Consider the following 25,349-nt stretch of genomic DNA (forward strand, 5'->3'; position numbering starts at 1 on the left):
AACGGGATGTGAAAGGCATGGAGGAAATAAAGCGCAGGGAGCCGGCAAAACGCCCTGCGCTTTAACTATCAGCGTCTGTTCCGCCGGCCGGTAAACAGGGCGGCCGCAGCAAACAGCGCTGTCACAATCCATACCGTCCAGTTGCCGAAACGCGCGTACGGCGTAAGTCCACGGGTTGGCGTAACGCCGGTTGCCAGTACATCCGGAACAAATTGCGGGATCATCTCTTCCGCGCTGCCGTCCGCATCAATTACCGCCGTCACGCCGTTGTTGGTATCGCGCAGCAGCGGTCGGCCCAGCTCCAGCGCGCGCATCCGCGCCATCTGGAAATGCTGCCACGGCCCAATGGAATGACCGAACCAGGCATCGTTAGAGATAGTCAGCAGAAAATCGGTATCGGGACGGAAATTATCCCGCAGCTGCTGGCCCAGCACGATTTCATAGCAGATTGCCGCCGTCAGCTTATAGCCGCCCGCCTGGAGCTGCGGCTGGCGATAGGCGCCACGGCTAAACGAAGACATTGGCAGATCGAAAAAGGGCGCCAGCGGACGCAATAACGCCTCCAGCGGCACGAATTCGCCAAATGGCACCAGATGGTTTTTCTGGTAGCGGCTGCCGCTTTCGTAGCTGTAGGGCTGTTTATCACCCAGCACAATGATCGAGTTGTAATCGTGATAGCGATTATTTTCCAGTCGCGAATCGACAATACCGGTGATCAGGCTGCTGCCCTGGGAACGCAGCTCGCGGTCTATGGTTTGCAGGAAAGGCTGCTGATTGGTTTCCAGATCGGGAATAGCCGACTCCGGCCAGATAATCAGCGGCGTCTTATTAACGTAAGGCCGCGTCAGCGCTGTATAGGTTTTCAGCGTGTTGATAAGCTGGTTGGGATCCCATTTCAGCGACTGAGGAATGTTGCCCTGCACCAGCGCGACATTTACCGTGCGTCCGGGCTGCGGCTGATACCAGCTAATCATGCGCAGCGGCCAGGGCAGCAGCAGCAGCGCCAGCGCGCCGACGGCCGCTATCCAGCTGCGTTTTGCCGCAGCAAAGACCACCAGCCCGGCGACGATGGTCAGGACAAAGGTAATGCCCTCCACGCCCGTCAGCGGCCCCAGCCCTTTTAGCGGCCCGTCAATCTGGCTGTAGCCAAATTGCAGCCACGGGAAGCCAGTGAGCACCCAGCCGCGCAGAAACTCGGTGATTTGCCACAGTACGGGCGCGGCCAGCGCCAGCCGCGTCAGCGAGGTTTTGGGGAACAGCCGGTTCAGCAGAGCGGCAAACAGCATGGTGTAGAGCGCAAGGTAAGCCGCCAGCAGGATCACCAGAAAAACGTTGACCGGGCCAGGCATGCCGCCAAACGTGGCGATACTGACATAGACCCAGTTAACGCCGCTGCCGAACAGGCCGAAACCCCAGACGAAACCGATAGCGGTTGCCTGGCGCGTCGAGCGGTTAAGGGTCAGCGCCAGCAGGCCGCAAAGCGAAACCAGCGCGGCGGGCCAGAAATCATAAGGCGAAAACGCCAGGGTGCCAGCGGCACCCGTCAGCAGCGCTAAAAGCAGGCGAACCCGCTGGCGCTGGTATAAAGAGGCAATAGCCATAGGGAAATTATTCTTCCAGTATCGGTTGCGTCGCGTTTTCCGGAATTTTGACGTGCACCTGAATAATACGGCGGCTGTCGGCCATGGCGACCTTGAACTGATAGCCTTCAATTTCGATGCTTTCGCCGCGCGCGGGCAGATGCCCGAACGCCTGCATCACCAGCCCGCCGATAGTATCCACTTCCTCATCGCTGAAGTGCGTTTCAAAGACCTCGTTGAAATCTTCAATCGGCGTCAGGGCGCGGATGGTGTAGGTATGACGGCTCAGCTGACGAATATCACGATCTTCCTCGTCGTCATATTCGTCTTCGATTTCGCCGACGATCAGCTCCAGAATATCTTCAATGGTGACCAGACCGGATACGCCGCCGAACTCATCAATCACAATCGCCATATGGTAGCGCTGCGAGCGAAACTCTTTCAGCATCCGGTCGACGCGCTTGCTCTCCGGCACCACTACAGCCGGACGCAGCACTTTTTCAATGCTGAACGGGGCGGATTCGCTGCTCATAAAAGGCAGCAAATCTTTCGCCATCAGAATGCCTTCGACATGATCCTTATCTTCGCTGATAACCGGAAAGCGCGAGTGGGCGGATTCGATAATGGTATCCAGGCACTCGTCGAGCGACTGGTTACGCTTCAGCGTCACCATCTGCGAGCGCGGGATCATAATGTCACGCACGCGCTGTTCAGCGATATCCATGACCCCTTCGAGCATGTCGCGGGTATCCTGGTCTATCAGCTCGTTCTGCTCGGAATCGCGGATTAGCTCCAGCAGATCGTCGCGGTTTTTAGGCTCACCGTGAAACAGCTGGTTGAGGATAAGGGTGAAAAATCCCTTTTTGCTACTGGGACTGTCGTTGTTCTGTGAATGGTCATCGCTCATGGCGTTTTTGTTTCTGTCACTCTTGCTGAGATTAAGGGTGTCCCTTCCGGTGGGGAAGGGACGCGGTTTAGAACTCTTTCTCCGAAATGTACGGGTCGGCATAACCAAGAGCAAGCATTATCTCGGTCTCGATCGCCTCCATCTCTTCGGCTTCGTCATCTTCGATATGATCATAGCCCAGCAGATGCAGGCTGCCGTGAATGACCATATGCGCCCAGTGCGCCAGCAGCGGTTTTTCCTGCTCTGCCGCTTCCTGCTCCACCACCTGGCGACAGATGATCAGGTCGCCCAGCAGCGGCAGCTCAATGCCCGGCGGCGCTTCAAAAGGAAACGACAGCACGTTAGTGGGTTTGTCCTTGCTGCGATAGGTGTGGTTCAGCTCGCGGCTTTCTGCCTCATCCACCACGCGGATCGTTACTTCGCTTTCTTCCTGAAACTGCGGCAGCACCGCTTCCAGCCAGCGCTGAAAATCCGCTTCGGCCGGTAAACCTTCCGGCTGTTTGCACGCCAGCTGTAAATCCAGTATTACGGTACTCATTTCTGCTCCTGCGCGGCCTGCTGCAGCGCCAGCGCCTCGCGTTTACGTTCTTCGGCCAGCGCGTCACGGCGCTTCTGGTCGGCGGCTTCCCAGGCTTCATAGGCGATAACCACGCGGGCGACCACCGGGTGACGCACAACGTCCTCGCTGTGGAAGAAGTTAAAGCTGATCTCTTCCACGTCGGCCAGCACTTCAATCGCGTGACGCAGGCCCGATTTCAGGTTGCGCGGCAGGTCAATCTGCGTGACGTCGCCGGTGATGACCGCTTTGGAGTTGAAGCCGATGCGGGTCAGGAACATCTTCATCTGTTCGATGGTGGTGTTCTGACTTTCATCCAGAATGATAAAGGCGTCGTTCAGCGTGCGGCCGCGCATATAGGCCAGCGGCGCGACTTCAATCACGTTGCGCTCAATCAGCTTTTCCACGCGCTCGAAGCCCAGCATTTCAAACAGGGCGTCATACAGCGGACGCAGGTAAGGATCGACCTTCTGGCTCAGATCGCCGGGCAGAAAGCCCAGCTTTTCGCCGGCTTCCACCGCCGGACGCGTCAGCAGGATACGGCGCACTTCCTGACGCTCCAGCGCGTCTACCGCCGCGGCTACCGCCAGGTAAGTTTTCCCGGTACCGGCCGGGCCAACACCAAAAGTGATATCGTGATCGAGCATATTTGCCACGTACTGCGCCTGGTTAGGCGTACGCGGTTTGATGACGCCGCGTTTGGTCTTGATGGTGACCGCTTTGCCATATTCCGGCACGCTCTCCGCCGACTGTTCCAGCACCCGGCTCTCTTTGATCGCCAGATGGATCTGCTCGGGATCGATATCCGGGATATTGCCGCGTACGGGAGCCGTATCGACATAAAGGTCGCGCAGAATACGAACGGCGGCGTCGACAATCAGTGATTTGCCCGTCAGCTTAAAGGCGTTATCGCGACGATTAATCTCAATGCCTAACCGGCGTTCCAGCTGCTTGATATTGTCGTCGAACGGGCCGCACAGGCTCAGCAGACGATGATTATCAGCAGGATCTAAAGTGATTTCGCGTGTTTCAATATTCAAACTAATCCTTTGGGTCGCTCAGGGCCAGGTTGAGGATGGCTTTTTACAGGCTGGTCACGCCGGTAACGCCGTGACCATAAGGGAATTATTTATGGCTGCGCCCTAATGCGCAAGCGCAGGTGAAGATATTTGGGCACAGTGCGCAGAAAGCAAGCCGCGTACGCGTTTTCAGGCGGCGAACCTGTGAGATTCGCCGCAAAAATTCGGTGGGATCAGGGCTGGAACAGGCCAACGCCCAGCTCGTTTTCCTTGCGCGTGCGCGCAATCACGGAAGCCGGGGATTCAATAGTGCGCAGGCCCATTTCCTCTTCGGTGCGCACGACTTTGCCGCGCAGCGAGTTGGTATAGACATCGACGATCTCAACATCCACAAACTTGCCGATCATCTCTGGCGTGCCTTCAAAGTTTACCACGCGGTTGTTTTCCGTGCGGCCGGACAGCTCCATCACGTTCTTACGCGAGGTGCCTTCCACCAGGATACGCTGAACGGTGCCCAGCATCCGGCGGCTCCATGCCATCGCCTGCTGGTTAATGCGATCCTGGAGGATCCACAAACGCTGCTTCTTCTCTTCTTCCGGCACGTCGTCCGGCAGATCGGCGGCAGGCGTACCCGGACGGGCAGAATAGATAAAGCTGTAGCTGGTGTCGAAATTGACCTCGCCGATCAGCTTCATGGTCTGCTCGAAATCCTGCTGGGTTTCGCCAGGGAAGCCGATGATGAAATCCGAGCTGATCTGAATGTCCGGTCGCGCCGCGCGCAGCTTGCGAATAATCGCTTTATATTCCAGCGCGGTATGGGCGCGCTTCATCAGCGTCAGAATACGGTCTGCGCCGCTCTGGACGGGCAGATGCAGGAAGCTGACCAGCTCCGGCGTGTCGCGGTAGACTTCAATGATGTCGTCCGTGAACTCAATCGGATGGCTGGTGGTGAAGCGAATGCGGTCGATGCCGTCAATCGCCGCCACCAGACGCAGCAGGTCGGCAAAGGTGCAGACTTCGCCGTCAAAGGTTTCGCCGCGATAGGCGTTGACGTTCTGACCCAGCAGATTGACTTCACGCACGCCCTGCGCCGCCAGCTGGGCGATTTCAAACAGAATATCGTCGCATGGACGGCTGACTTCCTCACCGCGGGTATAAGGCACCACGCAGAAAGTACAATATTTATTGCAGCCTTCCATAATAGAAACGAAGGCCGTCGGGCCGTCTGCTTTGGGTTCCGGCAGGCGGTCAAATTTTTCAATCTCCGGGAAGCTGATATCAACAATCGGGCTTTTGGAGCCGCGCACGGTATTGATCATTTCCGGCAGGCGATGCAGCGTCTGCGGGCCGAAAACAATATCGACGAAATGCGCACGCTGGCGAATATGTTCGCCTTCCTGCGACGCCACGCAGCCGCCCACGCCGATGACCACATCGGGATTGCGATCCTTCAGCGTTTTCCAACGCCCAAGCTGATGGAAAACTTTTTCCTGGGCCTTTTCACGAATGGAACAGGTGTTGAGCAGCAGCACATCCGCCTCTTCCGCCACTTCCGTCAGGGAATAGCCGTGGGTGCTGTTTAACAGGTCAGCCATTTTGGATGAGTCATACTCATTCATCTGACAGCCCCAGGTTTTGATATAAAGTTTTTTCGTCATCTGGTTGCCATTTATCATGCAGGAGAGAATGCAGGGCGCGTATTGTAAAGCTTTGCTGCTGTGGTGACCAGCACCGCGCCGTTTTCTCAACAGCCGCTAAAAATCCGGTACACTTAGGGTAACAGAATTAGCCCGTCGGACGTCCACTGGACAGGAAAATATGATGACAGAAACAACGCAAAAATGGGATGTCGCTATCGTGGGCGGCGGGATGGTAGGCGCGGCGCTGGCCAGCGGACTGGCGGTGCAGGGCTTTCAGGTAACGGTATTGGAAAAGCAGGAGCCGGCTGAATTCGTGGCCGAGAGCGATCCGGATATCCGCATTTCCGCGCTGGGCGCCTCTTCGGTTGACCTGTTGAAGCAGCTGGAGGTCTGGCCTCGCGTTCAGGCAATGCGCAGCGCGCCTTACCGCAAGCTGGAGACATGGGAGTGGCAGACGGCGCAGGTTGGTTTTGACGCCGCTTCGCTGGGCCTGCCGGAGCTGGGTTTTATGGTGGAGAACAGCGTACTGCAACGGGCGCTCTGGCAGCGGCTCCAGCAGCAGGAAGTCGCGTTGAAAACGCCTGCGCGGCTGCAAACGCTGCAGGCCTGTAACGGCGGCTGGGCATTGACGCTGGCGGACGGCGAAAAGCTTCACGCCAGGCTGGTAGTGGGCGCCGACGGCGCCAGTTCACAGGTACGCCAGCTGGCAGGCATTGGCATTCGCGGCTGGAACTATGCGCAGGCCTGTATGCTGATCAGCGTGCGCTGCGAGCACGACGCTGGCGACTGTACCTGGCAACACTTTACGCCAACGGGGCCAAGAGCTTTCTTGCCGCTGTTTAACGGCTGGGCGTCGCTGGTGTGGTACGACAGCCCGGCGAGGATTCGTCAGCTACAGGCTATGAGCATGGCGCAGCTGGCGGAGGAGATCAAAACGCATTTCCCGGCGCGGTTAGGCAAAGTGACGCCGGTAGCGGCAGGATCCTTTCCGCTGGTACGCCGACATGCTACCCGCTACGTGCTGCCGGGGCTGGCACTGGTAGGCGACGCTGCACACACCATTAATCCGCTGGCGGGGCAGGGCGTGAATTTAGGCTATCGCGACGTGGACGCGCTGATTGATACGCTGACCGCCTCACGTGAGCGGGCCGAAGACTGGGCGTCGGAAAGAGTACTGCTGCGCTACCAGCGCTCACGCCATACGGATAATCTGCTGATGCAGAGCGGCATGGATCTCTTCTATTTCGCCTTCAGTACGCAGGCGGCGCCTCTACGTATTTTGCGTAATCTGGGCCTGATGGCGGCGGAGAGGTCGGGCGTGCTGAAGCGGCAGGCGTTGCGCTACGCGTTGGGATTATAGGTTTTAAGACGCAGCTTCAGACGCAGCGCACGGGTATGAAGCGCAAGAGGTTTCTTTGAGCTTAAGGTCCGACAGGACCTTATTATTTGCGGCGTTCGGCGGCTTTTTTAGCTGTTGCTGCGGATAAAGAGCGATTTACGCGTTGTATGCGCATCGCAAAGCGGTTGTGAGGAAAGATCGCAGACGTAAAAAAGCCCGCTTGCGCGGGCTTCTTTACTTATTGGCTGGGGTGCAGGGATTCGAACCCCGGAATGCTGGTATCAGAAACCAGTGCCTTACCGCTTGGCGACACCCCAATTTTTTGGGTGCGATCCGCTTGGGCAGATCGTCTTTTTTATGGCTGGGGTGCAGGGATTCGAACCCCGGAATGCTGGTATCAGAAACCAGTGCCTTACCGCTTGGCGACACCCCAATAAAATTGGTGGCTACTACGGGAATCGAACCTGTGACCCCAGCATTATGAGTGCTGTGCTCTAACCAGCTGAGCTAAGTAGCCTAATTTTACTGCGTTACAACTATACTACATTCTGACTGGCTGGGATACCTGGATTCGAACCAGGGAATGCCGGTATCAAAAACCGGTGCCTTACCGCTTGGCGATATCCCAATGTCCGTACACAAGTCACAAAACCATCAGAACAAACTGGCTGGGGTACCTGGATTCGAACCAGGGAATGCCGGTATCAAAAACCGGTGCCTTACCGCTTGGCGATACCCCATCCGTGCAATGCTTCGAAATGGTGCGGGAGGCGAGACTTGAACTCGCACACCTTGCGGCGCCAGAACCTAAATCTGGTGCGTCTACCAATTTCGCCACTCCCGCTAAAAAAAGATGGTGGCTACTACGGGAATCGAACCTGTGACCCCAGCATTATGAGTGCTGTGCTCTAACCAGCTGAGCTAAGTAGCCATCTTTTTTCGCGTTACCTTCATCGGCGTTGCGGGGCGCATTATGCTAAGTTGGCCTGAAAGCGTCAACAAGTTTTTTCCCGTTTTTTCGCTGAAATGATTCGTTTGTCTGGCTTATAACCAGTATGGCGACTAATTCAGCAAAGCCAGCGTTTTTTTAAACAATTACGGGCCGCTGGCGGCCCGTTTTGTGAATAAAAGCCGTAAGTTATTTATAGGCGGACTGATGAACACCTACCGCACGACCGGAAGGATCGTCCATGGTTTTGAACGCTTCGTCCCATTCAATGGCTTTTGCCGAAGAACAGGCGACGGATGGACCGCCCGGCACGCATTCAGCCGCGCTGGGAACCGGAAACAGCTCTTCAAAAATTTCCCGATACAGATAGCCTTCTTTTGAGGTCGGCGTGTTGTACGGGAAGCGGAAATGCGCCGTTTGCAGCTGCTGGTCGCTGACCTGTTTCGCCGCGACTTCTTTCAGCGTATCAATCCAGCTGTAGCCTACGCCGTCGGAGAACTGCTCTTTTTGACGCCACGCCACGCTTTCCGGCAGATAAGAAGAGAAGCATTCACGCAGGATATGCTTTTCCATTTTGCCGTTGGTGCCGCACATTTTGTCCGCCGGGTTAATGCGCATCGCCACGTCGAGGAATTTTTTATCCAGGAAAGGCACGCGTGCCTCCACGCCCCATGCCGACATCGCCTTGTTGGCGCGAGCGCAGTCGAACATATGCAGCGCCAGCAGCTTACGCACGTTCTCTTCGTGAAACTCTTTAGCGTTGGGGGCCTTATGGAAATAAAGATAGCCGCCAAAGACTTCATCGGCGCCTTCGCCGGACAGCACCATCTTAATGCCCATCGCTTTAATTTTACGCGACATCAGATACATCGGCGTGGAGGCGCGAATAGTAGTCACATCATAAGTTTCGATGTGATAGATAACGTCGCGGATCGCATCCAGGCCTTCCTGCACGGTAAAGTGGATCTCATGGTGTACCGTACCCAGATGGTCGGCGACGGATTTCGCCGCTTTCAGATCCGGCGATCCTTCCAGACCTACCGCGAAAGAGTGCAGCTGTGGCCACCAGGCTTCGCTCTTGTCCTGATCTTCGATACGCTTGGCCGCGAATTTTTTGGTCACGGCGGAAATAATAGAGGAGTCCAGGCCGCCGGAAAGCAGCACGCCATAAGGCACATCGGACATCAGATGGCTTTTCACGGCCTCTTCCAGCGCATCTTTCAGCGCCGTCGCGTCAGTTTTGTTGTGCTCTACCGCCTCATAGCTGAACCAGTCGCGCTGCCAGTAGCGGCGGATCTCGCCATCGGTGCTGGAAAGGTAGCTTCCCGGTGGGAATTCTTTAATTGATTTACAGACCGGCACCAGCGCCTTCATTTCTGAAGCAACAAACAGGTTGCCGTGTTCGTCGTTACCCATATACAGCGGAATGATGCCGATATGATCGCGGCCAACCAGGTAAGTGTTTTTTACGCTGTCATAGAGGATAAAGGCGAACATGCCCTGCAGGTCGTCCAGAAAATCGACGCCTTTTTCCTGATAAAGCGCAAGAATAACTTCACAATCCGATTCGGTCTGAAACTCGTAGCGGTCACTCAGCTCTGCACGCAGCGCCTGATGGTTATAGATCTCACCGTTTACCGCCAGCACGTGGGTGTGGGCTGCGTTGTAGAGAGGCTGCGCGCCGTTGTTGACGTCCACAATAGAGAGACGCTCATGGGCCAGAATCGCGTTGTCACCTGCATAAACGCCTGACCAGTCCGGGCCGCGATGACGCATAAGACGAGAAAGCTCCAGCGCTTTCTTACGCAGTTCAACCGGATCGCTTTTGAGATCCAACACGCCAAAAATAGAACACATAGCTAACTCCCTAACGACAAACCGCAACGGTGATATTGATGAAAAAAGGCATAGTTAACGGCGACTTCTTCGCCCGATAGATAAGAAAATGCGCCAGATTGAGAGAGTGTGCAAGCCTTTTAGCTGTTTTCTGATAAATGGCCTGTTGCATCGCGCTTAAGTTTGATGATTATTCAATATATAGCGCTATTTTTTGTGGAATCGATAATAAACATCAAAAAACGGTCAAAAAACAGGCAGTCGAGGCGGATAAAAAAGCCCGGCGCGTTGGCCGGGCCGGGCTGGCGATTCAGAGAATGTCGATGTCCGCGACCGACGGGAATACCCAACTGGGTCGGAAAGGCATGGCGTCAATATCGCTCAGAGTGGAAACGCCGGACAGCACCAGAATAGTTTCCAGACCGGCCTGGAAACCAGCCAGAATGTCGGTGCGCAGATTATCGCCGACGATCACCGTCTCTTCGGAGTGCGCCTGCATCTTGTTCAGCGCCGCGCGCATAATCCACGGGCTGGGTTTACCCACGTAAAAAGGCGTCCGGCCGGATATTTTCTCAATCCCCGCGCACAGCGCGCCACACGCCGGTACAAAGCCACGGGCGTGCGTATCGGGGTTAGTTGCGATAAAGCGCGCGCCGTTCGCCACGAAATAGGCGGCCTTATGCATCATATCCCAGTTAAACGAGCGCGTTTCGCCCACGATAACAAAATCGGGATTGATGTCGGTAATGGTAAAACCGGCTTTATACAGCTCATGCACCAGCGCCCCTTCGCCAACCACATAGGCTTTCTTGCCTTCCTGACGGCGTAAAAAATCGGCGGTAGCCATCGCTGAGGTATAAAACACGCTTTCCGGCAGATCGATGCCCGCCGAAGAGAAGCGGTTAGCCAGATCCAGCGCGGTTTGCGAAGGGTAGTTGGTCAGCACCACCAGCGGCATCCCTTTAGCCAGGATGCGCTGCAGGAAATCGTTAGCGCCGGGTACGGCGGTATTATCGTGCATCAAAACGCCGTCGATATCGCAGATGACGTTTTTGATAGCTATTTTTTCGCTGTCGTTCAGGGTTAGAGCGCTCATCAACTTTCCATTAAATGTTGTAACAGGATGCCGTTAAGCATGGCACGCTTTGCCAGCGCGAAAGCGCCTATGGCAGAACGATGATCGAGCTCAGAACGCACCACCGGTAAATTCTGGCGGAAAGCTTTCAGCGCCTGAGTGTTGATACAGCCTTCAATAGCGGGCAGCAGGATTTTATCTGCTTCAGTGATCTCGCCCGCAATCACTACTTTTTGCGGGTTGAACAGATTAATGGCGATAGCGATCGCCTTGCCTAAGTGGCGTCCGACGGATTCTATCACTTCGGCTGCCAGCGCGTCGCCGCGGTTGGCGGCCTTGCAAATTTTCGGCATCAGACAATCATCCAGCGTCAGCGTGCTTGGATAACCCTGGGTAAGCAGATGACGGACGCGATTTTCTATCGCGCTGTTGGCCGCCAGGGTTTCCAGACAGCCGAAATTACCGCAGTGGCAGCGCTCGCCCAAAGGATCGACCTGGATATGGCCCAGTTCGCCCACGTTGCCGTTACTGCCTAAAAAGATATGACCATTGGTGATGATGCCTGCGCCTGTACCGCGATGGACTCGCACCAGAATCGAGTCAGCACAGTCGCGAGACGCACCAAAATAGTGCTCGGCAAGCGCCAGGCTTCGGATATCGTGACCTACAAAGCTGGTGACGTTGAAACGCTTTTGCAGATTGGCGACCAGCGGCCAGTGATGAACCGCGATATGTGGCATATAGCGGATAACGCCGTTATTAGGATCGACCAGACCTGGGAGGATAACGGCGATGGCGATCAGCTCGCGCAGCTTGCGCTGATACTGCTCGCAGAAACTGGCGATAGCGTTGAACAGCGCATGTTCCAGCGTTTCCTGGGTGCGTTCCGGCAGCGCGTAGTCCTCCTGCGCCAGCACTTTTCCACTCAGATCGAACAGGGTAAGCGTGGCGTCATTGCGGCCCAGACGGATGCCGATAGTATTGAAGCCGCGGGTTTCGGTGACGATAGAGATAGCGCGGCGGCCGCCGGTAGAGGCCTGCTGATCCACTTCTTTGATCAGGCCGCGCTCTATCATCTGGCGAGTGATTTTGGTGACGCTGGCGGGCGCTAGCTGGCTATGTTCGGCAATCTGAATGCGCGATATAGGGCCTTGCCGATCGATAAGCCGGTAAACGGCCGCGCTATTGAGTTGCTTAACAAGATCGACATTTCCTATTTGAGCCTGGCCGCCAGTGGTCATTCAGTTTCTACTCGCTTAAGACTTCGTCACCATTAACGACAGTCTGGATTATTTGATAGTCACGGGTGAACACCGTCAGGTTCGCGACTTTTCCGGCTTCGACGGAACCTAACTTATCCTCCACACCCATAGCCCGGGCTGGGTACAGCGTTGCCATCCTGATCGCCTCATCCAGCGCAATGCCGACATGTTCGACGCTGTTCGCGACAGCTTCAATCATGGTCAGCGCAGAGCCGCTGAGCGTGCCGTTTTCGTCAACGCAGAGTCCATCCCGATAGTATATTGTTTTTCCTGCAAAAATGAACTGGTCAATCTGCGCGCCCGCCGGCGCGGTGGCATCGGTGACCAGGATTAGCCTGTCGCCTTTGAGGCGTTTTGCATTACGAATATTAACGTAGTTGACGTGTAAACCGTCGGCGATGATGCCGCAGTAGACGTTGGGCGAGTCAAAAAGCGTACCGATTAAGCCTGGCTCACGGCCGGTCAACGGCGGCATAGCATTATACAGATGGGTGGCAAAACTGATGCCGGCGGCAATGCCCTGGCGCGCCTCTTCGCTGGTGGCATAGGAATGGCCAGCGGAAACCACGATGCCCGCCTGATGCAGCTGGCGGATCACGGCAGAATCAACCTGTTCCGGTGCCAGGGTGATTTTGGCAATCACATCGCTGTTTTCACACAGATAATCGACCATCGCTTTTTCCGGGGGACGGATCAGCGCCGGATTATGCGTGCCTTTTTTGAGTGGATTCAGCCAGGGGCCTTCCAGATGCAGGCCGAGCGCCTGGTTAGCGTTTTGCGCCAGGTAAGCGCGCATCACTTCCACCGCGCGTTTCATCAGCTCGTCGCTGCTGGTGATTAGCGTCGGCAGGAAGCTGGTACAGCCCGACTTCTCGTTAGCTTTTTGCATAATCGCCAGCGTTTCAACGCTGATAGCGGCGATATCATCATTAAACTGCACGCCGCCGCAGCCGTTAAGCTGCAAATCGATAAAGCCGGGAGCAATCAGCGCGCCGTTTACATCACGCCGGGTGATATCCGCAGGCAGCTCTTCCAGCCTGCAAACACGGTCAATCAGGCCGTTGGCGATGACGACGGCGTGATTATCCAGTACTTCGTAGCCGGTAAAGATACGGCCATGGGTTAAAGCATACATAATTTTCTCCCGGCCAGCGCCGATAGCCTTGTGCAGATGAGTTACAGATTTTCCATATTTTCCGCTTCCATTTCGCGGAAATATTTAACCGTTTTCACTTTCAGTTCCATCGTCGCGGGCTCGTCGCAAACCACGATCGATTTGGCATGCAGCTGCAGGCAGCTGATGGTCCACATATGATTAACGTTGCCTTCGACGGCTGCCTGCAGCGCCTGCGCTTTCAGGTGTCCCGTCACCAGAATCATCACTTCCTCCGCGTCCAGCAGCGTGCCCACGCCAACGGTCAGCGCATATTTCGGTACCTGGCTGACGTCGCCGTCAAAAAAGCGGGAATTCGCCAGGCGCGTATCGTGCGTCAGCGTCTTGATACGGGTACGGGAAGCCAGCGATGAAGCGGGTTCATTAAAAGCGATATGTCCGTCGTTACCTACGCCGCCCATAAACAGGTGAATTTTACCGTAAGCGCGGATTTTCTCTTCATACTGGCGACATTCTGCGTCAATATCAGGCGCGTTGCCATTAAGAAGATTGATATTTTCACTTTGAATATCAACGTGATTGAAAAAGTTGCGGTACATAAAGCTGTGATAGCTTTCCGGATGCTCTTTCGGCAGGCCGACATATTCGTCCATATTGAACGTAACGACGTGTTTAAAGCTGACCTGGCCCGCTTTATGCATTTCAATGAGATGACGATAGGCTTCCAGCGGCGTGCCGCCCGTGGGTAAACCCAGCACAAACGGACGCTCTGCGGTAGGTTGAAACGCGTTGATACGGTTTACAATATGGCGGGCGGCCCATTTACCGACCTGGTTTGGCGTCGCAAGAGGGATCAATCTCATTTTTTTACCTCGTTATAAGCAATTTAAGGAAATATTTTACACCGGTTTCACTGTAGTAAGCGTAATCTGCATAATCAGTAACGGGCGCGAAACAGCACCACGATCATTTTTTTCATCATAAAATAAGTGGGCGGGGTTCGCCAGCATAAACCGCGTTAAAATAGCTTCTTTGGTGATAAATATCACAAATGCTATGGTTTTAATTTGCGCAGCGAATTAATTTTTCCTTACACTGCGTCGACTAATGATTGGTGGCATTCAGAGCAGTCCGCTCAATAAAAACTGCACAACGGGCGCCTGGCGGCTCTCATAGGGGGAATAGTGAATATTTTAGGGTTCTTTCAAAGGCTGGGGCGCTCTTTACAGCTACCGATAGCCGTATTACCAGTGGCGGCGCTGATGTTGCGCTTTGGTCAGCCCGATCTGTTGAATATGCCGTTTATCGCGCAGGCTGGCGGGGCGATTTTTGACAATCTGGCATTAATCTTTGCTATCGGGGTGGCTTCTACATGGTCTAAAGATAACGCAGGCGCCGCCGCGCTGGCAGGCGCCGTGGGCTACTTTATTCTGACCAAAGCGATGATCACCATTAATCCGGCGATCAATATGGGCGTGCTGGCGGGGATCGTGACTGGCCTGGTAGCGGGCGCCACCTATAACCGCTGGGCGGATATCAAGCTGCCTGATTTTCTCAGCTTTTTCGGCGGCAAGCGTTTCGTTCCTATCGCAACCGGCTTCTTCTGTCTGATCCTGGCTGCTGTGTTTGGCTACGTCTGGCCGCCAGTGCAAAACGCCATTCATGCGGGCGGCGAGTGGATTGTCTCGGCTGGCGCGTTTGGCGCAGGCGTCTTCGGTTTCGTTAACCGCCTGCTGATCCCAACGGGTTTACATCAGGTACTGAATACCATCGCCTGGTTCCAGATCGGCGATTTCACCAACGCCGCTGGCGCCGTTTTCCATGGCGATATCAACCGTTTCTATGCGGGCGACGGCACGGCGGGCATGTTTATGTCCGGCTTCTTCCCAATCATGATGTTTGGCCTGCCCGGCGCTGCGCTGGCCATGTATATGGCCGCGCCGAAAGCGCGTCGTCCTATGGTTGGCGGTATGCTGCTTTCGGTGGCGGTTACCGCTTTCCTGACCGGCGTGACGGAGCCGCTGGAATTCCTGTTTATGTTCCTGGCGCCGATGCTTTATCTGATCCACGCCATCCTGACGGGCATTAGCCTTTATATAGCGACGGCGCTGGGTATCCATGCCGGTTTCTCTTTCTCTGCGGGCGCAATCGACTATGTGCTGATGTATAACCTGCCGGCGGCCAGCAGCAATGTCTGGGTGCTGCTGGTGATGGGCGCTATCGCATTTGTGGTTTACTTTGCGCTGTTCAGCGCGGTTATCCGCATGATGAATCTGAAAACGCCGGGCCGTGAGGATGCGACCGTGCAGCCGGAGGAAGAGGCTAACAGCAACACGGAAGAGGGTCTGGAACAGCTTTCCCGCCACTATATTGCCGCCGTCGGCGGGTCGGAAAACCTGAACGTTATTGATGCCTGTATCACCCGCCTGCGTCTTTCCGTAAAAGATGCCGCGCAGGTAAACGATGCGGCCTGTAAGCGTCTGGGCGCTTCGGGCGTGGTGAAGCTGAACAAGCAAACCATTCAGGTTATTATCGGTGCCAAAGCGGAATCCGTAGCGGAGACGATGAAAAAAATCATTGCCAAAGGGCCGGTTGCGCCAGTTGCGGTCAGCACCGTCGCCGCGACCGTCGCGCCAACCACGTCGCCTGCACCGGCTGCTGCTGCAAAGGGCGTGCTTGAAACGCTGCTGGCGCCGGTAAGTGGAGAAGTTGTGGCGCTGGAGCAGGTGCCGGATGAGGCTTTCGCCAGCAAGGCGGTCGGCGAGGGCGTAGCCATCAGGCCAACCGGCAGTACGGTGGTTTCGCCTGCCAGCGGCACCATCCTGAAAATCTTCAACACCAACCATGCTTTCTGTCTGGAAACGGAAAAAGGCCTGGAAGTGGTGGTGCATATGGGCATCGACACCGTCGCGCTGGAAGGAAAGGGCTTTACGCGGCTGGTAGAAGAGGGCGCGCAGGTTAAAGCGGGTGAACCAATTCTGGAGATGGATCTGGCCTGGCTTAACAGCCATGCGAAATCGATGATCAGTCCGGTCGTGGTCACCAATATTGAAGATTTTAGCGGTATCAGGCTGGTTGCGGGCGATACCGTCATTGCGGGCGAAAGTCCACTTTGCGAAATTACCGGCTGACGGCAGCGGTAAAAAAACGAGGGCGGGAAGCGATTCCCGCCCTTTTTTATGCGATACGCTAACAAACGGTTGTTTCCCTGAACGGCTTTGTGGATCATACTCCGTTATTTCACGCACTAAAGTATTCCAGAGGATATTAAGATGAGTGAGGCTGAAGCCCGCCCAACTAACTTTATTCGTCAGATCATCGACGAAGATCTGGCGAACGGTAAGCACACCAGCGTGCATACTCGCTTCCCGCCGGAGCCGAACGGCTATCTGCACATTGGTCACGCCAAATCAATCTGCCTGAACTTTGGCATCGCTCAGGATTACCAGGGCGAGTGTAATTTGCGTTTTGACGATACTAACCCGGTCAAAGAAGACCTGGAGTATGTCGAATCAATCAAGCGTGACGTACAGTGGCTGGGCTTCGAATGGAGCGGCAAGGTCCGTTATTCCTCTGACTATTTTGACCAGCTGCATCACTATGCCGTTGAGTTGATTAATAAAGGCCTGGCCTATGTAGACGAGCTGTCGCCGGAGCAGATCCGTGAGTATCGCGGCACCCTGACCTCGCCGGGTAAAAACAGCCCGTACCGCGATCGCAGCGTAGAAGAGAACCTGGCGCTGTTTGAGAAAATGCGCAACGGCGAATTCGCCGAGGGCAGCGCCTGCCTGCGTGCCAAAATCGATATGGCCTCTAACTTTATCGTCATGCGCGATCCGGTGCTTTATCGCATCAAGTTTGCCGAACATCATCAGACCGGCAACAAGTGGTGCATCTACCCGATGTATGACTTTACCCACTGCATTTCCGACGCGCTGGAAGGCATTACGCATTCGCTTTGTACGCTGGAATTCCAGGACAACCGTCGCCTGTACGATTGGGTGCTGGACAATATCACCATCCCGACGCATCCGCGCCAGTACGAGTTTTCGCGCCTGAATCTTGAATACGCCATCATGTCCAAGCGCAAGCTGAACCTGCTGGTAACCGAAAAAATCGTGGAAGGCTGGGACGATCCGCGCATGCTGACCGTTTCCGGTTTGCGTCGTCGCGGCTATTCGGCCGCCTCGATCCGCGAGTTCTGCCGTCGCATTGGTATCACCAAGCAGGACAACATTGTTGAGATGGCCTCGCTGGAATCCTGTATCCGCGACGATCTCAATGAAAACGCGCCGCGTGCTATGGCCGTTCTCGATCCGGTTAAGCTGGTGATCGAGAATCTGCCGGCCAACTATGAAGAAATCATCACCATGCCGAACCATCCGAACAAGCCGGAGATGGGAACGCGTGAAGTGCCGTTCAGCCGTGAGATTTATATCGATCGTGCGGATTTCCGTGAGGAAGCCAATAAGCACTACAAGCGTCTGGTGCTGGGTAAAGAAGTTCGTCTGCGTAACGCTTACGTTATCAAAGCCGAGCGCGTGGCTAAAGATGAAGCAGGCAACATCACCTGCCTGTTCTGCACCTGCGACGTCGATACGCTGAGTAAAGATCCGGCTGACGGCCGTAAGGTGAAAGGCGTTATCCATTGGGTATCCGCCGAGCATGCGCTGCCGGCCGAGTTTCGTCTTTACGATCGTCTGTTCAGCGTGCCGAATCCTGGCGGCGCCGAGGATTTCCTGACCACGATCAACCCGGACTCGCTGGTTATCCGTCAGGGCTTTGTCGAGCCTGGCCTGAAGGCTGCCGAAGCGTCCAGTCCGTTCCAGTTTGAGCGTGAAGGCTATTTCTGCGCGGACAGCGTTTACTCCAGCAGCAGCCATCTGGTGTTTAACCGCACGGTAGGCCTGCGCGATACCTGGGCTAAAAGCGGTGAATAAGTCATAATTTAATAAAAAAGCAGCCTTCAGGCTGCTTTTTTTTTGGATAATATATTAATCTGCTTAACGGCTAAAAAACAAATATAATACAACCTGTTTTGCATCATAGTTTACAACGACAATAATTGTTATTAATTGCCAGCTGCCTCACCAGTAAATATAATCAGCGCGCAGTCGGTTAATTACTGTTTGTTATTTTTTATATTTTACGATTATTTATTTATTGTTTATATTTCTTTCGAGAAGGATTTCTCAATGCACTCTGTTAATTTAGCGCGAAAAGCGCTGGCGATGGCTGTCGCCTGCGGATCTGCTCTTGCCGGAAACTTTTATGTTCCTGCTGCTTCCGCCGCCGGGTTTATTGATGACTCGACGCTGACGGGCGGTATTTATTACTGGCAGCGGCAACGCGACAGAAAAGAGATGGATCCGGTTCATAATAAGTATGGCCAGTACACAGGAAATCTTCACCATTCAACTTTTAACGGCAGCCTCGATTTCTCTTCAGGCTATGCGGCCGATTTTATTGGTATAGAGCTGGGCGTGAATGGTTCGCTACAGCTGGCGGGAACCGGGCCTGCCGCGCCGAATGAAATTGCTTTCAGCAACGCAAAAAGCCGCTGGGACGAAAGATTTGATGGCGACGCCGACGGTGCTTCCTTTTATAAAGCCGCTATTAAGCTGAAGCATGATAATTATTGGTTAAGAGCCGGTTATATTCAGCCGCAGGGACAAACATTAATCGCGCCGCAATGGGGGTTTGTACCCGGCACCTATCGCGGATTTGAAGTCGGCTCGGTTTATGATTTTGACAATGCGGGCGCGCTTTCCCTCTCCTATATGTGGACGGATGAATATAAAGCGCCCTGGTATCGTAAAATGTATAATTTTCGTAAACCTGATTTAAAAACTGAAATAAAATATCTTCATTCCATCGGCATAAAGTACGATTTTAAAAACAAACTGGTGCTGGAAGGGGCGCTGGGCCAGGCCGAAAATTATATGGAGCAGTATTTTAGCAAAGTGTCGTGGGCGTTTCCTGTTGCCGGCAACGATCTGCATACCAGCTGGCAATTTTACGGCGCGCGTAATAAGGAACAGGGCGGCGTAAACAATATCAATAATGTTTATGATGGCCTGGCCTGGCTCCAGGCCGTGACGCTGAACTACAAAACCGGCCCGTTCGATTTTCGCGTTGAGGGCACCATGGTAAAAGCCCATGGCAACCAGGGCTTTTTTCTGGCGCGCATGACGCCGGTAGGGGCGACCTCCAACGGACGTAACGACGTCTGGTGGGATTCCCGCAGCGACTTTAACGCCAACGGGCAGAAGGCGCTGTATGGAGGAGTGATGTATGACCTGAAAGGCTGGCAAATGCCGGGCTGGGCGGTAGGTACTTCTTACGCTTACGGCTGGGATGCCCGTCCGTCCACGGATCCGATTTACGATCAAAGCATGCGCCGCCGCGAATCCGCCTGGAACATGGATCTGCGCTACACGGTACAGCATGGTCGCGCCAAAGATACGCAGGTCAACCTGCACTATACCCGTTACAAAAACCACTCTGATATCCCGAGCTTCAGCAACGGCTACGGCAATATGTTCCAGGATGAGAAGGACGTGAGGCTGACCGTGATCGCGCCTTTCACCGTGTTCTGATGCCCCATGCTGCCAGACCCGGCCGCGGCAAAAGCGCATCAGACGGGGAATAAGCGCTTTTCCGCTAACGGCAAAAAATTTAACTAGCGGATGAGGAAAGAGATGAAAAAAGTGAGATTAACACTGGTGGCGACAGCGCTGATGATGGCGATGGCCAGCGGCAGCGCCGTTGCGGATCAACGCGTCGTCGATCAAATCAGCCAGTTTGGCGTAAAGTATACCGTTAACGATAACCATGCCGCGCTGCACGGCGTTGATTGTGCCGCGCTGGGGGCCGACTGGGCCTCCTGCAATCGGGCAACGATTACCTTAACTAACCCCGGCGAAGCGCTAACCAGTAAAGACTGGGTTATCTGGCTGCCCAATATTCGTCAGACGCTGCGGGTGGACAACGACCAGTTCCGCATGGTGCACGTGGTAGGCGATCTGACGCGGCTGGAGCCAACCGAAAAATTCAAGGGTTTCGCCGCCGGTGAATCGGTGGATATTCCCATTGTTAACGAATACTGGCAGCTGTTTATCACGGACGTGATGCCGCGCTGGTACGTTACTTCTGAAAACGCCCAGCCTAAAATCATTGCCAGCACCGATACGGAAGATCTGACCTCGTTTGTCTCGCCAATGGATAACTACTGGAAGCGGACGGCCGACGATCGCAACGTGTTGATGACGCCTGTCAGCCGCTTTGAAAAAAACAGTGATACGGCGCAGCTCGCTGGCGAAGCGCTGCGCGGACAGATCCTGCCGACGCCGCTGCATACTACCCTTCATGCAGAAGATGCCGATTTAAGCCGGGGCGTGCAATTCGAGCTGACCGGGCTTAACGCCGATTCTGCAGAAGCGGTAAGGGATCGTTTTGCGCTGCTGGGTCTGGCAGAAAATGGGCAGGGCTACGTGATTAAAAGCAGGCTTGCACCCGCCGCTTTCACGGGCAACGAGGCGGTTTCCGGCGCCTACAGGCTGAGCGTCCGCGCGCAGGAAGCGCAGGTAGAAGGTTTTGACGAGGCGGGCATCTACTACGGCATGATGTCCATCCTGTCGCTGCTGCCGGCCAGCGGCGAACAAAAGATCGCTACCCTGGACGTCACCGATGCGCCCCGCATGGCCTATCGCGGTATTTTTCTCGATATCGGCCGTAACTTCCACAGCAAAGAGGCGGTGCTGCGCCTGCTGGATCAGATGGCGGCGGTTAAACTCAATAAATTCCATTTTCATCTGAGCGATGATGAAGGCTGGCGTATTGAGATCCCCGGCCTGCCGGAGCTGACTGATATTGGTGCCAGACGCTGCCACGATCTCACGGAGCAGCGCTGTCTGCTGCCGCAGCTGGGATCCGGGCCTTTCGCCGACACGCAGGGCAATGGCTATCTGACCCGCGACGACTACATTGCTATCCTGCGCTATGCCAAAGCGCGCGGCATCGAAGTCATCCCGGAAATCGATATGCCTGCTCATGCCAGGGCGGCGGTGATTTCTATGGAAGCCCGCTACAACCGGCTGATGAAAGAGGGTAAGACCAAAGAGGCAAACGAGTATCGCCTGGTCGATCCAACCGATACTTCGAACACCACCTCCGTACAGTTTTACGATCGCACCAGCTATCTGAATCCCTGCCTGGATTCCTCCATGCGTTTTGTTGATAAGGTGATTAGCGAAATCCAGGCGATGCATCAGGCGGCTGGCACGCCGTTAACCACCTGGCACTTTGGCGGCGACGAGGCGAAAAACATCCGCCTGGGCGTTGGCTATACCGATGCGGCCAGTCCCGAAGCAGGCAAGGGCAGGGTCGATTTGAGCAAGGAAGATAAACCCTGGGCGAAATCGCAGGTTTGTCAGGCACTGGTGAAATCGGGCAAGGTCGCGGATATGGATCATCTGCCCAGCTACTTTGGCAAAAAGGTCAGCGAGCGGGTAAACGCGCACGGTATTGAAAAGATGCAGGCGTGGCAGGATGGCCTGAAGGATGCGAAGGGCCCTAAAGACTTTGCGACCAAACGCATCGGCGTTAATTTCTGGGATACGCTTTTCTGGGGCGGCTTTGACAGCATTAACGACTGGGCTAACAAAGGCTACGAAGTCACCGTCTCCAACCCGGATTACCTTTATATGGATTTCCCGTACGAGGTCAATCCGCTGGAAAGAGGCTATTACTGGGGCACCCGCTTCAACGACGAGCGCAAAATGTTCAGCTTCGCGCCGGACAATATGCCGCAGAATGCAGAGACATCGGTGGATCGCGACGGTAACTTCTTTGATGCTAAATCCGATAAGCCCTGGCCGGGCGTGTATGGGATTTCAGCCCAGCTCTGGAGCGAAACCGTACGTACCGACGAGCAGATGGAATGGATGATTTTCCCACGCGCGCTGGCCGTGGCGGAGCGCGGCTGGCATCGTGCTGCCTGGGAGCAGACTTACCAGGCCGGACGTGAGTATAAAGGCGGCGAAACGCGGCATGTCGATCGGGCGGCGTTGCATAAGGACTGGCAGCGTTATGCAAACCTGCTGGGCCAGCGCGAGCTGCCGAAAATGGATAAAGCCGGGATCCACTATCGTCTGCCGCAGCCGGGCGCACGTCTTGTCGCGGGCAAGCTGGCAGCCAATATCGCCCTGCCGGGCGTGGCTATTGACTACTCGCTGGACGGTGGCAACAGCTGGCAGCGCTATCATGACAGCGCCCGTCCGTCGGTTTCCGGCGAGGTGTTGATCCGCGCCGTCAGTAGCGACGGCAAGCGCTTCAGCCGCGTGGAAAGCCTGAAATAGGCGGGGCGCAGGCAAAAAAAAACCGGCGAGCGATCGCCGGTTTTTTATTGAAATCGATTACTTATCGTGCAGCGTGTCGTCTTCACGGCAGTCGCCGGTGGCGCAGTGGCCGTAAAGATAGAGGCTGTGGTTGCTGAGTTTGATACCGTGCTTCGTCGCAATATCACGCTGGCGGGATTCAATAGACTCGTCGCTGAATTCGATTACTTTGCCGCAGTCCAGGCAGATCAGGTGATCGTGATGCTGCTGCTGGGTCAGTTCAAACACGGACTTGCCGCCTTCGAAGTTATGACGGGTCACGATCCCCGCATCGTCAAACTGGTTCAGAACGCGGTAAACCGTCGCCAGGCCAATCTCTTCGCCCATGTCGATCAGGCGTTTATACAAATCTTCCGCACTGACGTGATGGCACTCTGGTTCCTGAAGCACTTCCAGAATTTTCAGTCGAGGAAGCGTGACTTTCAGGCCGGCCTTCTTTAATGCGGTGTTATTGTCAGTCATGCGGATATTGTCCTGTTACTTTGCTGGTCACTAAGTGGCTGAGAAGCCGTGAGCATCGGTCGACGCAAAAGCTGAGCGTCTCATTATAGAACCGATGCCTTGAAGAAACCACAGCGGAGATGCAAAACCATCAGGGGATGTAAGGATAAGAAGTCGTTACGTCCGGAAAAGCAAGCACCCATTTACGCTGGGTTGTCAGTTCGCTCTGCCTGGTTTTCGGCGCCGCAGAAGCGGAGGCGGAGCAGTGCTATTCTACCGTTTTGACGGTAAAAGTTACAAATATGTATCTATCACTTCTATAGGAAAAACCATTGGCCCGCTGTGGATTCGTACAGCGGGCCAATGCTATCACGCTTCGAGAATATCCTGGAGCTGAAGCTCGTCAGAAATCTGTTTGACCCACTTTTCAACGCGTTCGTTGGTCAGCTCCGGCTGGCGATCTTCATCAATGGCCAGGCCAAGGAAATGGGTATCGTCCGCCAGGCCTTTAGAGGCCTCGAAATCATAGCCTTCTGTCGGCCAGTGGCCGACGATCACCGCGCCGTTAGGCTCGATAATGTCGCGAATGGTGCCCATCGCGTCGCAGAAATATTCCGCGTAATCTTCCTGATCGCCGCAGCCAAACAGCGCGACCAGCTTGCCGTTGAAGTCGATCTCTTCCAGCGTAGGGAAGAAATCATCCCAGTCGCACTGCGCTTCACCGTAGTACCAGGTCGGGATGCCCAGCAGCAAAATATCAAAGGCTTCAAGGTCTTCTTTGCTGCTTTTAGCGATATCATGAACTTCAGCCACCTCTTTACCGAGCTGCTTCTGGATCATTTTTGCAATGTTTTCCGTATTGCCCGTATCGCTGCCAAAGAAAATGCCTACGATTGCCATGAGTTTAATAACCTCTTGAAACTTAATGATATGCGGCGGCTAGCCTGAAAATGTTAAGGGCAATAATAGCAGACAGCAACAGGGGGATAAACGGCTAATCCGCCTGTATTTGTCGCTTTGTGCTTTACCGTAGCGCGTGCTTCAGCGCTCAGGCCTGGCTAACTGCGCCATGACCATCTCTTCTATCAGTTCGCTGCGGCTCATATTACGCTGCTCGGCGAGCTGGTTCAGGGCGTCAACTGCGTCACTGTTCATTTTCAGTTCTACGCGCTTCAGCCCGCGCACTTTATCACGCTTAAGCTGGTTGCGTTTGTTAATGCGCAACTGCTCATCACGTGCCAGTGGATTGGTTTTGGGTCGTCCCGGTCGACGCTCGTCTGCGAACAGATCGATCGTGGTGCGGTCCGTGTTTTCTTTTGCCATAGAATCGTGATACTGAAGGCTGGAGTTCTGATGGATTGAGCCGTTAGCGTTTGCGGCCGGTGCCGTCGACAAATTTTAGCGCGCCATCATACCCCAGCGAAAGTCGCGACGACAATTATTTAGCCTTTTACTGAAACATTTGTTTTCACAGGGCAAAAAAACGGCGGATGGCGCGCAAAACGGCATCAGGTTTCTCGGCATGCGCCCAGTGACCCGCGCCGGTAATCACGTGGGCGCGGGCGGCAGGGAACTGGGCCAGCAGCGCGTCACGATACGCTTCCTGTAGATAAGGCGAATGTTCGCCCCGAATAAACAGCGTGGGATGTGGCCAGGCGGGCAGCGTTTCCCAGCCGATAATCCGATCGTAGTGCTGCCAGAGCGCCGGCACGTTGAAACGCCATTCGCCGTCCTGAAACGATTTAAGCAGAAACTGAATGACGCCTTCTTCCTCTATGGTCTGACGCATCAGCGCGGCGGCTTCGCTCCGGCGGGTAATGCCCGCTTCGCTGACGGCGGCCAGCGCGGCGAAAATCGCGTCGTGATGGCGTTCCCGGTAGGCCACCGGCGCAATATCGATAACCACCAGCTGCCCGACGCGTTCCGGGGCAAGGGAAGCCAGCGTCATGGCGATTTTCCCGCCCATGGAATGGCCTATAATATCAAACCGGTCGGCATCAAGCTCATCCAGCGTTTCCAGCACGTCGCGCGCCATTGCGGCATAGCTTATTTCATCCGACCTCGGCGAAAGGCCATGATTTCGGACGTCCACCTGAATAATGCGGCGATCCGCTTTCAGGTCGCGCGCCAGCACCCCAAGGTTATCCAGGTTGCCGAAAAGGCCGTGAATAAGCACCACGGGCGCGTCAGAAACGGTCGTTTGTTCAGATTGCAGGCGGAAATTCAATTTCAT

The 25,349-nt window shown here is 54.9% G+C and carries 19 protein-coding genes and 7 tRNA genes; 5 read left to right on the forward strand and 21 right to left on the reverse strand.

Features of this window, described 5'->3' with window-relative positions; all coding sequences use genetic code 11:
• Positions 1 to 68: 68 nt before the first annotated feature.
• From lnt to miaB, 5 genes are all read right to left on the reverse strand, one after another.
• A complete protein-coding gene (gene lnt / locus ACVWZ0_RS07015; protein WP_253454909.1) occupies positions 69 to 1,601 on the reverse strand; it encodes an apolipoprotein N-acyltransferase in 1,533 nt (510 codons plus the stop codon).
• Between the two features lie 7 nt (positions 1,602 to 1,608).
• Entirely contained in the window at positions 1,609 to 2,487 is an 879-nt protein-coding gene (gene corC / locus ACVWZ0_RS07020) for a CNNM family magnesium/cobalt transport protein CorC (protein ID WP_125288572.1), read from the reverse strand.
• 67 nt (positions 2,488 to 2,554) lie between these two features.
• The gene (gene ybeY, locus ACVWZ0_RS07025; protein WP_253454908.1) at positions 2,555 to 3,025 is read right to left on the reverse strand and encodes an rRNA maturation RNase YbeY; all 471 of its coding nucleotides are present in this window, start codon (positions 3,023 to 3,025) and stop codon (positions 2,555 to 2,557) included.
• On the reverse strand, positions 3,022 to 4,083 hold the full coding sequence (locus ACVWZ0_RS07030) for a PhoH family protein (RefSeq protein ID WP_253454907.1): 1,062 nt from the start codon (positions 4,081 to 4,083) through the stop codon (positions 3,022 to 3,024). The genes ybeY and ACVWZ0_RS07030 overlap by 4 nt, the downstream gene beginning before the upstream one ends.
• A gap of 212 nt (positions 4,084 to 4,295) precedes the next feature.
• On the reverse strand, positions 4,296 to 5,720 hold the full coding sequence (gene miaB / locus ACVWZ0_RS07035) for a tRNA (N6-isopentenyl adenosine(37)-C2)-methylthiotransferase MiaB (RefSeq protein ID WP_253454906.1): 1,425 nt from the start codon (positions 5,718 to 5,720) through the stop codon (positions 4,296 to 4,298).
• Positions 5,721 to 5,883: 163 nt separating this feature from the next.
• On the opposite strand from miaB, the gene ubiF reads away from it, so the two are divergent.
• Positions 5,884 to 7,062: a 3-demethoxyubiquinol 3-hydroxylase gene (gene ubiF, locus ACVWZ0_RS07040; protein WP_253461079.1), complete on the forward strand. Its 1,179-nt coding sequence runs from the start codon at positions 5,884 to 5,886 to the stop codon at positions 7,060 to 7,062.
• A 221-nt stretch (positions 7,063 to 7,283) separates the two neighbouring features.
• Here ubiF and ACVWZ0_RS07045 read toward each other — a convergent pair.
• The 12 genes from ACVWZ0_RS07045 to nagB all read right to left on the reverse strand — a co-directional run bounded on the left by ACVWZ0_RS07045 (position 7,284) and on the right by nagB (position 14,140).
• Positions 7,284 to 7,358: transfer RNA gene (locus tag ACVWZ0_RS07045), tRNA-Gln, on the reverse strand.
• A gap of 41 nt (positions 7,359 to 7,399) precedes the next feature.
• Positions 7,400 to 7,474: transfer RNA gene (locus ACVWZ0_RS07050), tRNA-Gln, on the reverse strand.
• 7 nt (positions 7,475 to 7,481) lie between these two features.
• A tRNA-Met gene (locus ACVWZ0_RS07055) sits at positions 7,482 to 7,558 on the reverse strand.
• 36 nt (positions 7,559 to 7,594) lie between these two features.
• A tRNA-Gln gene (locus ACVWZ0_RS07060) sits at positions 7,595 to 7,669 on the reverse strand.
• A gap of 37 nt (positions 7,670 to 7,706) precedes the next feature.
• Positions 7,707 to 7,781 (reverse strand) — tRNA-Gln (locus tag ACVWZ0_RS07065).
• 19 nt (positions 7,782 to 7,800) lie between these two features.
• Positions 7,801 to 7,885: transfer RNA gene (locus ACVWZ0_RS07070), tRNA-Leu, on the reverse strand.
• 10 nt (positions 7,886 to 7,895) lie between these two features.
• A tRNA-Met gene (locus ACVWZ0_RS07075) sits at positions 7,896 to 7,972 on the reverse strand.
• A gap of 207 nt (positions 7,973 to 8,179) precedes the next feature.
• Positions 8,180 to 9,847, reverse strand: a complete 1,668-nt coding sequence (asnB, locus tag ACVWZ0_RS07080; RefSeq protein WP_253454905.1) for an asparagine synthase B — start codon at positions 9,845 to 9,847, stop codon at positions 8,180 to 8,182.
• A 289-nt stretch (positions 9,848 to 10,136) separates the two neighbouring features.
• A complete protein-coding gene (locus ACVWZ0_RS07085) occupies positions 10,137 to 10,889 on the reverse strand; it encodes an HAD-IIA family hydrolase (RefSeq protein WP_253461076.1) in 753 nt (250 codons plus the stop codon).
• Positions 10,890 to 10,921: 32 nt separating this feature from the next.
• Positions 10,922 to 12,142 carry a DNA-binding transcriptional regulator NagC gene (gene nagC, locus ACVWZ0_RS07090; RefSeq protein WP_253454904.1) on the reverse strand — a complete coding sequence of 407 codons (1,221 nt, stop codon included), beginning with the start codon at positions 12,140 to 12,142 and terminating at the stop codon, positions 10,922 to 10,924.
• Positions 12,143 to 12,149: 7 nt separating this feature from the next.
• Positions 12,150 to 13,298 carry an N-acetylglucosamine-6-phosphate deacetylase gene (gene nagA / locus ACVWZ0_RS07095; RefSeq protein ID WP_253454903.1) on the reverse strand — a complete coding sequence of 383 codons (1,149 nt, stop codon included), beginning with the start codon at positions 13,296 to 13,298 and terminating at the stop codon, positions 12,150 to 12,152.
• Between the two features lie 41 nt (positions 13,299 to 13,339).
• Positions 13,340 to 14,140 (reverse strand): glucosamine-6-phosphate deaminase, encoded by an 801-nt coding sequence (nagB, locus tag ACVWZ0_RS07100; RefSeq protein ID WP_125288579.1) that lies wholly within the window; start codon positions 14,138 to 14,140, stop codon positions 13,340 to 13,342.
• Positions 14,141 to 14,461: 321 nt separating this feature from the next.
• On the opposite strand from nagB, the gene nagE reads away from it, so the two are divergent.
• From nagE to ACVWZ0_RS07120, 4 genes are all read left to right on the forward strand, one after another.
• On the forward strand, positions 14,462 to 16,408 hold the full coding sequence (nagE, locus tag ACVWZ0_RS07105; protein ID WP_253454900.1) for a PTS N-acetyl glucosamine transporter subunit IIABC: 1,947 nt from the start codon (positions 14,462 to 14,464) through the stop codon (positions 16,406 to 16,408).
• A 141-nt stretch (positions 16,409 to 16,549) separates the two neighbouring features.
• Positions 16,550 to 18,217, forward strand: a complete 1,668-nt coding sequence (glnS, locus tag ACVWZ0_RS07110; protein WP_253454899.1) for a glutamine--tRNA ligase — start codon at positions 16,550 to 16,552, stop codon at positions 18,215 to 18,217.
• A gap of 255 nt (positions 18,218 to 18,472) precedes the next feature.
• Entirely contained in the window at positions 18,473 to 19,876 is a 1,404-nt protein-coding gene (chiP, locus tag ACVWZ0_RS07115) for a chitoporin ChiP (protein WP_437177810.1), read from the forward strand.
• Positions 19,877 to 19,978: 102 nt separating this feature from the next.
• A complete protein-coding gene (locus ACVWZ0_RS07120; RefSeq protein WP_253454898.1) occupies positions 19,979 to 22,636 on the forward strand; it encodes a beta-N-acetylhexosaminidase in 2,658 nt (885 codons plus the stop codon).
• Between the two features lie 57 nt (positions 22,637 to 22,693).
• Here the strand turns inward: ACVWZ0_RS07120 and fur are convergent, their stop codons facing one another.
• The 4 genes from fur to ybfF all read right to left on the reverse strand — a co-directional run bounded on the left by fur (position 22,694) and on the right by ybfF (position 25,349).
• Positions 22,694 to 23,137 (reverse strand): ferric iron uptake transcriptional regulator, encoded by a 444-nt coding sequence (gene fur / locus ACVWZ0_RS07125; protein ID WP_253454897.1) that lies wholly within the window; start codon positions 23,135 to 23,137, stop codon positions 22,694 to 22,696.
• A gap of 348 nt (positions 23,138 to 23,485) precedes the next feature.
• Positions 23,486 to 24,016, reverse strand: a complete 531-nt coding sequence (gene fldA, locus ACVWZ0_RS07130; protein ID WP_125288585.1) for a flavodoxin FldA — start codon at positions 24,014 to 24,016, stop codon at positions 23,486 to 23,488.
• A 141-nt stretch (positions 24,017 to 24,157) separates the two neighbouring features.
• A complete protein-coding gene (gene ybfE / locus ACVWZ0_RS07135; protein WP_125288637.1) occupies positions 24,158 to 24,439 on the reverse strand; it encodes a LexA regulated protein in 282 nt (93 codons plus the stop codon).
• A gap of 145 nt (positions 24,440 to 24,584) precedes the next feature.
• Complete coding sequence (ybfF, locus tag ACVWZ0_RS07140) at positions 24,585 to 25,349, reverse strand: esterase (protein WP_253454896.1); 765 nt, start codon at positions 25,347 to 25,349, stop codon at positions 24,585 to 24,587.

The sequence above is a fragment of the Erwinia sp. TECH1 genome (assembly GCF_054057575.1).

What these genes read in the sequence shown, in the direction of transcription:
- lnt (WP_253454909.1), bottom strand. Translation starts at nt 1,601, where the DNA reads ATGGCTATTGCCTCTTTATACCAGCGCCAGCGGGTTCGCCTGCTTTTA.
- corC (WP_125288572.1), bottom strand. Translation starts at nt 2,487, where the DNA reads ATGAGCGATGACCATTCACAGAACAACGACAGTCCCAGTAGCAAAAAG.
- ybeY (WP_253454908.1), bottom strand. Translation starts at nt 3,025, where the DNA reads ATGAGTACCGTAATACTGGATTTACAGCTGGCGTGCAAACAGCCGGAA.
- miaB (WP_253454906.1), bottom strand. Translation starts at nt 5,720, where the DNA reads ATGACGAAAAAACTTTATATCAAAACCTGGGGCTGTCAGATGAATGAG.
- ubiF (WP_253461079.1), top strand. Translation starts at nt 5,884, where the DNA reads ATGACAGAAACAACGCAAAAATGGGATGTCGCTATCGTGGGCGGCGGG.
- asnB (WP_253454905.1), bottom strand. Translation starts at nt 9,847, where the DNA reads ATGTGTTCTATTTTTGGCGTGTTGGATCTCAAAAGCGATCCGGTTGAA.
- nagC (WP_253454904.1), bottom strand. Translation starts at nt 12,142, where the DNA reads ATGACCACTGGCGGCCAGGCTCAAATAGGAAATGTCGATCTTGTTAAG.
- nagA (WP_253454903.1), bottom strand. Translation starts at nt 13,298, where the DNA reads ATGTATGCTTTAACCCATGGCCGTATCTTTACCGGCTACGAAGTACTG.
- nagB (WP_125288579.1), bottom strand. Translation starts at nt 14,140, where the DNA reads ATGAGATTGATCCCTCTTGCGACGCCAAACCAGGTCGGTAAATGGGCC.
- glnS (WP_253454899.1), top strand. Translation starts at nt 16,550, where the DNA reads ATGAGTGAGGCTGAAGCCCGCCCAACTAACTTTATTCGTCAGATCATC.
- chiP (WP_437177810.1), top strand. Translation starts at nt 18,473, where the DNA reads ATGCACTCTGTTAATTTAGCGCGAAAAGCGCTGGCGATGGCTGTCGCC.
- ACVWZ0_RS07120 (WP_253454898.1), top strand. Translation starts at nt 19,979, where the DNA reads ATGAAAAAAGTGAGATTAACACTGGTGGCGACAGCGCTGATGATGGCG.
- fur (WP_253454897.1), bottom strand. Translation starts at nt 23,137, where the DNA reads ATGACTGACAATAACACCGCATTAAAGAAGGCCGGCCTGAAAGTCACG.
- fldA (WP_125288585.1), bottom strand. Translation starts at nt 24,016, where the DNA reads ATGGCAATCGTAGGCATTTTCTTTGGCAGCGATACGGGCAATACGGAA.
- ybfE (WP_125288637.1), bottom strand. Translation starts at nt 24,439, where the DNA reads ATGGCAAAAGAAAACACGGACCGCACCACGATCGATCTGTTCGCAGAC.
- ybfF (WP_253454896.1), bottom strand. Translation starts at nt 25,349, where the DNA reads ATGAAATTGAATTTCCGCCTGCAATCTGAACAAACGACCGTTTCTGAC.